Consider the following 5,511-nt stretch of genomic DNA (forward strand, 5'->3'; position numbering starts at 1 on the left):
TGTGCTGAGAGCTTTCTTCTATACTAATAGACGAAAGGGTGTGAAAATGATTTTTAAATGATACTGTGGAACGGAACAGTAGCCCTAGTATTGACTACTGTCGTTTCTATTCATATTGGCTATTCTAGGACTGAGATGAAAAAATCTATAAATGCTCAGAATAAAATTGAACCCGCAAATCTCCCCAAAACAATGGTGAGTCATGTACTTGTATTATTCCGAAAAAATACACCTCTGGTGCAGTGAGACAAATTGGTGTATCTTATAGTGGCTTCGTAGATGAAAGCTATACTCTACTATCACTCTTTGATGATGTAGAACAAATTGAAAAAGATAATAGACTTCAGACAGCTATTGATGTTGTCAGAGAACAGTTTGGTTTTTTAGCCATACAAAAAGGAACCGTCCTAACTGAAGGTTCCAGAAATATTGAACGCAGTAAACTTATCGGTGGTCATTCCGCGGGTGGATTGGAGGGATTAAAATGAAACAAGAAAAAAATACAGTACAATTTTCAGAAATCCGTAGCAAAGGATGTAATGATATTGAAATGCTTGAAAGATTTTTACATGGAATCGTTGAAACAGCAACTTCAAAACTTCGTCAGAGAAAACTCAAAACAACTGAAATATCGATACGACTAGTACATGCTAAATCTGAAAACCGATTACCATTGGAATTTACATTTAGCATTAAGCCAACAAGCTCATCTGTGATAATCTATACTGAGGTAATCAATCGCTTTAAAGAATGTTACACAGGTGGGGGAATTCAAGGTTTTACGATTCAATTTGATAAAAATACCCTTGCCTCTGCATAGAAAGGATTTGATATGATTGACCGTTCATATTTACCATTTCAATCAGCAAGAGAGTACCAGGATACAAAGATGCAAAAATGGATGGGCTTTTTCCTATCTGAACATGCATCAGCACTCTCTGATGATACAAACAAAGTAACGTACATGTCTGACTTATCACTAGAGAAGAAATTATTACTCCTCAGTCAAGTATACGCCGGGCAGCTACGCACACGCATTCAAGTGATTGAAAAAAACAAGCGTGTTTCCTACACTGGAACAATACCAAGTCTGACCAAAGATTTCATTTTGATAAAAACTACAACAGGTCACATCAATTTGAAATTAAAAGACATTATTAGTATTGAACTTGTCGAGGAGGTGCTCTATGAATCAGCTTGAGTTTCAGCGTAATCACCTACAAATGGACTATTATAGCGAGAGCTACCAAGATTTTGAACGTGACTTCTACCGCTACTCTAACATGAATATTCCATTGACCTTCCTAACTGATGATATCCTAAAAACAATGGCGACTTCACGTAAGAATTACTTTGTCCTCAATAAGGAAAAGTCCAGAGATAACCGCGATCACTTCTTCATATTTGAAGTAAGTACCGTAGATGAGAATCCGCTAATCTATCATTATACATATAAGAAAACTACAATATATTTAGCAGAAAAATAGGAGCAGTTCAATTGACTGTTCCTATTTTTAATATTCATAAAATCTAAAGTCTTTATACTCTTTAACAATGGAGTCGCCAACCAGAACAGACTATACTGACCAGCGACTACCTTAAATTTAATGTTTCAGATTTATTTTCTTATCTCTAATTTCATAAACTACATCTGCTACATTTTCGAGTAATCGTTTATCGTGGGTGATAAACACGATAGTTCCGGTGTACTCCTTCATTAGTATTTCCAAAGCCTCTAAACTTGGTATGTCAAGGAAGTTACTGGGTTCATCCATTATTAGGATGTTATATCTACCCATGAGCATTTTAGCAAGCAACAATTTTATAATTTCTCCACCGCTTAAAACAGATAAACTTTTTCCAATATCGTTCTGTTTGAACCCCATAGATGCTAGCACTGAACGAATTTCTGATATATTGTAGTCACAATCCTTCTGCATAAACTCCATAACATTCTGATTACTGTTGTACTTGTAACCATTCTGTGCAAAGTAACCTATTTTTGCCTTAGGCGAAATAGAAATTCCTTCTTCATGGTTTAAGATCATTTGGATTAAAGTTGTTTTTCCGATTCCATTACCACCAGTTAACGCCACTTTTGCTCCTAACGGAATTTGAAAAGATGCATTTTCAAACAGAGCCTTATCCCCAAATACTTTATTAATTTCTGCACCGACTATAGGGTATGGATTATGGAGCTCCAATGCTTTACTTTGCCTGAAACGAATTCTGCGAATGCCTTCCGGAGCTTCTACTTTTCCTAAGGCCGCAATCCTGTGCTCTAGGGTTTTAGCAGCATTATACATCTTTTTTTCCTTACTTCCTATTGATTTTTGATGAGCTAAACGCCCTCCGTCTTCAGTACTTTTTTTCTTTGAAGAACCTTTTGCCTTCTGTTCTATTTTACGAGCCTGTTTTCGCTTTTCCTCCGCAGCCCTTTCCAATCGGGCACGTTCCGCAATAAATTGTTCGTATTCTGCAGCTTGGCTCTTACGTTCTTCCTCTTTCTGACGAAGATAATCAGAATAGTTTCCCCAATACTCAGTGATTTTGCCATCTTTCAGTTCCCATATTTTATCTACTATTTCATCAAGAAAATAGCGGTCATGGCTAATAACTAACAGTGCACCTGTAAAATATTTTAGCTGTCCTATTAGAAAATCAATTCCTTCACGGTCTAAATGGCTCGTAGGTTCATCCGCTAAAATACCATGAACCTGTGCCGATAAGGCCTGTGCTATTTTAAGCCTTGTTTCTTCACCACCGCTCATAGTCTGTATATTTAATTGCTCAACACCTAGCTTGCCTACAAGTGCAAAATCTTTTTCCTCCTGCAGAGTTACTTCGTCCAACTGGGGAATATAGGCAAGTTCACCCAGACGATTCATTTTACATCCTGGGGGAGTTAATTCTCCTAAAAGTACCCTGAGTAAAGTGCTTTTTCCAGCACCATTTGCTCCTACTAAACCAATACGGTCATAATCATATACTTCTAATTCATTTATATCTAAAACATCGCGTCCTTTGAATTCCACACGAATGTCTTTTGCTTTTAATATTAATTCCATAACATTTCCTCCTGTCTATAATCGCATGCTTTCATTTGCTTGTATGCAGGGAAAACCCTGCGATTTTAGCAGGAAGAGTTACATGAAAATAAGATACATAAATATTCCTCCAATATTGTTTATTTTAAATCTAATTTTCTAACCTCAGTTATCATTTGGCAAACTATAGCAATGCCAATAATTAAAATACCTGATAGTAAAAACCAATGATTTACACCGATTTTATCAGCAAAGAATCCAGAAAGAATTAACCCAATTGGCATAGCAAGTGACATGATACTTCCGATCAAAGAAAATACACGTCCTAAATATTCAGGCTTAATTTTCTCCTGAAAAAGAGCTGTTTGCACACCGCTATAAAATGGCACCGAAAGCCCCATTATTGCACAGCAAACTACGAATATTACAAATCCATTTGGAGGAAGTATTCCCGAAACGGCTAAACTGGTCCCCATTATAAAAAATGAACTTGTTATTAGTAATACATGCTTTTCGAAGCCCCCTAATCTTCCTAATAATAAGCCTCCTGCTAGCATCCCAAATGCAAAGGAAATTTCCGTAATAGAAATATGCACAGGCGTTCCATTAAAGTGTTCCATGCTTATTAAAGGAAATAGTGCATTGATTGGCATATAAACAAAAGTATATAGTGTTCCTAAGAGTAATAAGGCAAACAATCCTTTGTTTTGTCTCAGAACCACAACTCCTTCTTTCATCTCCCTTATGAAATTTGGTTCTAAACTTTGCACTTGATTACCCAGCTTAGGTATACGTACAATTGCTACCGTAATAGATGCAATCACAGCACCCAATACGTCGATGGCAATAATAGCATTTAAATCCCAAACGGAGTATAAGAGTGCTGCAACTGCCGGACTAACAATATAGCTTATAGACTGCAAAGACTGACTATAGCCTGCGCATTTCGTTAGCTGTTCTTCTGGTACTAAAAGTGGTGTAACCGCATTGAGTGCTGGGGTATGAAAAGCTGTTCCAATGCTACGGATAAACAATACTATCATAATCATCCAGACAGGTAGCTCCATACAGAATGCAACAATAGCAAGCACTGCACCAGCTGCTGCGATAATTAAATCGGCACCAATCATTATCTTCTTCCTATCATGACGATCCACTAGCACACCAATGGCAGGTCCCAAAATCGCATAGGGTAAAAAACCTACTAATGAAGCCATAGACAAGACCATCGCAGATCCTGTTTTTTCTGTAAGGTAAAAAATAATCGCCATTTGCAGGATGGCACTAGTGATTAATGATACTGCTTGCCCTGCCCATATTGCATAAAATTTTCGTTTCCAATTGTTGTATTTTTCCATTTATATTATCTCCTGCATATTATTTTGCTTGAATTTCTATTTTGAATAGCATTCTAGGCAATAAAAAATGCAGGCCAAACCCCACAATGTGGCTTTTGGTCTGCATACATACAATTTGGAAACATTCATATTAAAGACATAGTTAAATAAAGGTATAGTTAAATAACCAATATCCTCACCGTAACTAATGAATGCTCAATATCGTATAAATAAGCACAACAAAAAAGCCTATCATCGGGTATAGATTCTGCTTTTTTTATTGCCAGCTTATCTTAAACGCATTGAGGCTGTCATAGTTTCGGTTCCTCCTACATCTTTGTTTATATCAATTTATAGTATAACACAACAAGATGATATGTTCAATATAAAAGTTATGGAATGAGACTCATACTTCCAATTCGATGCCAGATTTAAAGGATATGACGAAGTTTTCTTCATAGACTGTAACGCTCTGGATTATCTTCCTTAGTAGCAAGCGATTAGCTTTCACAAAATCTTCTGTTTGTAGTTTTAAAAATTCATCAGGATTTTCTAACTCAACCTCAAAATATTTCATTTTACATTCCCTCATTTCATTTATTGATAAATTGAGTTTGCAAAAAAGAGTGGACAATTTTTGTCTACTCTTAACCTTTAAAATAGTTTTTTTTAATCGATTTGAAGTTGCCTAAATTATTACTTATTCGGTAAAATGAAGTATTGCTTTCAACAGATTTCCTTCAACTACACTTCACTTGATTCAAACAAGGTGGGTACATTTCTATTCCCACAAACTCCTTGTCAATGGAAACAAACACGTACCCACAGGGTAAATGGAAATAGAAACTGATAATTTCTAGCTATCACTTCTACTCATTCCAAAAATTTTCTCACTCTGATACTTACCCACCATAAAGCAAAAAGCCTTGCAATCAAGGCTTTCATTATCCCTTTCGTTCAAAGGTTTCTAAGCTTTTACGAGCAGAGCGACACACTCAGCGGTTCGCTATCTCCGTTCTGTCTGCGTGCTAGCACTTGTCAATCACGGACAGCTATCGCATGGGCGGAAGTAAATGCTAATCTTCGTCGTTTTACTCCTTGACTAGCAAACTTACCGCCTCAACATG

The 5,511-nt window shown here is 36.5% G+C and carries 7 protein-coding genes; 4 read left to right on the forward strand and 3 right to left on the reverse strand.

What is annotated here, in order from left to right; all coding sequences use genetic code 11:
* Window positions 1-242: 242 nt before the first annotated feature.
* From QM870_RS10145 to QM870_RS10160, 4 genes are read left to right on the forward strand one after another with little or no spacing between them, the layout of a single operon-like run.
* A complete protein-coding gene (locus QM870_RS10145) occupies window positions 243-488 on the forward strand; it encodes a hypothetical protein (RefSeq protein WP_001813542.1) in 246 nt (81 codons plus the stop codon).
* Window positions 485-820 carry a DinB/UmuC family translesion DNA polymerase gene (locus QM870_RS10150; RefSeq protein ID WP_000806926.1) on the forward strand — a complete coding sequence of 112 codons (336 nt, stop codon included), beginning with the start codon at window positions 485-487 and terminating at the stop codon, window positions 818-820. The genes QM870_RS10145 and QM870_RS10150 overlap by 4 nt, the downstream gene beginning before the upstream one ends.
* A gap of 12 nt (window positions 821-832) precedes the next feature.
* The gene (locus tag QM870_RS10155; protein ID WP_000567222.1) at window positions 833-1,201 is read left to right on the forward strand and encodes a hypothetical protein; all 369 of its coding nucleotides are present in this window, start codon (window positions 833-835) and stop codon (window positions 1,199-1,201) included.
* On the forward strand, window positions 1,188-1,487 hold the full coding sequence (locus QM870_RS10160; protein ID WP_001072467.1) for a DUF5960 family protein: 300 nt from the start codon (window positions 1,188-1,190) through the stop codon (window positions 1,485-1,487). The genes QM870_RS10155 and QM870_RS10160 overlap by 14 nt, the downstream gene beginning before the upstream one ends.
* A 117-nt stretch (window positions 1,488-1,604) precedes the next feature.
* Here the strand turns inward: QM870_RS10160 and msr(D) are convergent, their stop codons facing one another.
* The 3 genes from msr(D) to QM870_RS10175 form a co-directional block, all read right to left on the reverse strand.
* A complete protein-coding gene (msr(D), locus tag QM870_RS10165; RefSeq protein WP_000420313.1) occupies window positions 1,605-3,068 on the reverse strand; it encodes an ABC-F type ribosomal protection protein Msr(D) in 1,464 nt (487 codons plus the stop codon).
* Between the two features lie 119 nt (window positions 3,069-3,187).
* Window positions 3,188-4,405, reverse strand: coding sequence for a macrolide efflux MFS transporter Mef(A) (gene mef(A) / locus QM870_RS10170; protein ID WP_000417519.1), 1,218 nt, complete (start codon window positions 4,403-4,405; stop codon window positions 3,188-3,190).
* A 385-nt stretch (window positions 4,406-4,790) separates the two neighbouring features.
* Window positions 4,791-4,961 carry a hypothetical protein gene (locus tag QM870_RS10175; RefSeq protein ID WP_000873143.1) on the reverse strand — a complete coding sequence of 57 codons (171 nt, stop codon included), beginning with the start codon at window positions 4,959-4,961 and terminating at the stop codon, window positions 4,791-4,793.
* Window positions 4,962-5,511 lie beyond the last annotated feature (550 nt).

It is taken from the genome of Streptococcus parasanguinis, assembly GCF_047463195.1.
GTDB classification, from domain to species: domain Bacteria; phylum Bacillota; class Bacilli; order Lactobacillales; family Streptococcaceae; genus Streptococcus; species Streptococcus parasanguinis_R.

Bases quoted from the DNA above. Each gene is read 5' to 3' on its own strand.
- QM870_RS10150 (WP_000806926.1), top strand. From the start codon at position 485: ATGAAACAAGAAAAAAATACAGTACAATTTTCAGAAATCCGTAGCAAA.
- QM870_RS10155 (WP_000567222.1), top strand. From the start codon at position 833: ATGATTGACCGTTCATATTTACCATTTCAATCAGCAAGAGAGTACCAG.
- QM870_RS10160 (WP_001072467.1), top strand. From the start codon at position 1,188: ATGAATCAGCTTGAGTTTCAGCGTAATCACCTACAAATGGACTATTAT.
- QM870_RS10175 (WP_000873143.1), bottom strand. From the start codon at position 4,961: ATGAAATATTTTGAGGTTGAGTTAGAAAATCCTGATGAATTTTTAAAA.